Raw genomic sequence first — 1,572 nt, 5'->3', positions numbered from 1 at the left:
TTTTTTGTGGAGAGTTTGATCCTGGCTCAGGATGAACGCTGGCGGCGTGCTTAACACATGCAAGTCGAACGGAAAGGCTCCTGCTTGCAGGGGTACTCGAGTGGCGAACGGGTGAGTAACACGTGGGTGATCTGCCCTGCACTTCGGGATAAGCCTGGGAAACTGGGTCTAATACCGGATAGGACGATGGTTTGGATGCCATTGTGGAAAGTTTTTCGGTGTGGGATGAGCTCGCGGCCTATCAGCTTGTTGGTGGGGTAATGGCCTACCAAGGCGTCGACGGGTAGCCGGCCTGAGAGGGTGTACGGCCACATTGGGACTGAGATACGGCCCAGACTCCTACGGGAGGCAGCAGTGGGGAATATTGCACAATGGGCGCAAGCCTGATGCAGCGACGCCGCGTGGGGGATGACGGCCTTCGGGTTGTAAACTCCTTTCGTCAGGGACGAAGCGAAAGTGACGGTACCTGGATAAGAAGCACCGGCTAACTACGTGCCAGCAGCCGCGGTAATACGTAGGGTGCGAGCGTTGTCCGGAATTACTGGGCGTAAAGAGCTCGTAGGTGGTTTGTCGCGTCGTTTGTGGAATACCGCAGCTTAACTGCGGGGTTGCAGGCGATACGGGCATAACTTGAGTGCTGTAGGGGAGACTGGAATTCCTGGTGTAGCGGTGGAATGCGCAGATATCAGGAGGAACACCGATGGCGAAGGCAGGTCTCTGGGCAGTAACTGACGCTGAGGAGCGAAAGCATGGGTAGCGAACAGGATTAGATACCCTGGTAGTCCATGCCGTAAACGGTGGGCGCTAGGTGTGAGTCCCTTCCACGGGGTTCGTGCCGTAGCTAACGCATTAAGCGCCCCGCCTGGGGAGTACGGCCGCAAGGCTAAAACTCAAAGGAATTGACGGGGGCCCGCACAAGCGGCGGAGCATGTGGATTAATTCGATGCAACGCGAAGAACCTTACCTGGGCTTGACATACACCGGATCGCTGCAGAGATGTAGTTTCCCTTGTGGCTGGTGTACAGGTGGTGCATGGTTGTCGTCAGCTCGTGTCGTGAGATGTTGGGTTAAGTCCCGCAACGAGCGCAACCCTTGTCTTATGTTGCCAGCATTTGGTTGGGGACTCATGAGAGACTGCCGGGGTTAACTCGGAGGAAGGTGGGGATGACGTCAAATCATCATGCCCCTTATGTCCAGGGCTTCACACATGCTACAATGGTCGGTACAACGCGTTGCGACACTGTGAGGTGGAGCTAATCGCCTAAAGCCGGCCTTAGTTCGGATTGGGGTCTGCAACTCGACCCCATGAAGTCGGAGTCGCTAGTAATCGCAGATCAGCAACGCTGCGGTGAATACGTTCCCGGGCCTTGTACACACCGCCCGTCACGTCATGAAAGTTGGTAACACCCGAAGCCGGTGGCCCAAACTCGTTAGGGAGCTGTCGAAGGTGGGATCGGCGATTGGGACGAAGTCGTAACAAGGTAGCCGTACCGGAAGGTGCGGCTGGATCACCTCCTTTCTAAGGAGCTTTTATTTTTGCCCGCAGTTGTGGGTGTGTTGGTTGAGTGCCCG

General features: G+C 56.2%; 1 rRNA gene. It reads left to right on the top strand.

Annotated elements, in window-relative coordinates:
• The first annotated feature begins 3 nt into the window (after nt 1-3).
• Nucleotides 4-1,519 (top strand): 16S ribosomal RNA (locus tag J5Y21_RS11525).
• Nucleotides 1,520-1,572 lie beyond the last annotated feature (53 nt).

Source organism: Corynebacterium sp. Marseille-P3884, from assembly GCF_017942225.1.
Classification (GTDB): Bacteria; Actinomycetota; Actinomycetes; order Mycobacteriales; family Mycobacteriaceae; genus Corynebacterium.
This window is presented reverse-complemented; position numbering and strand designations above follow the sequence as displayed.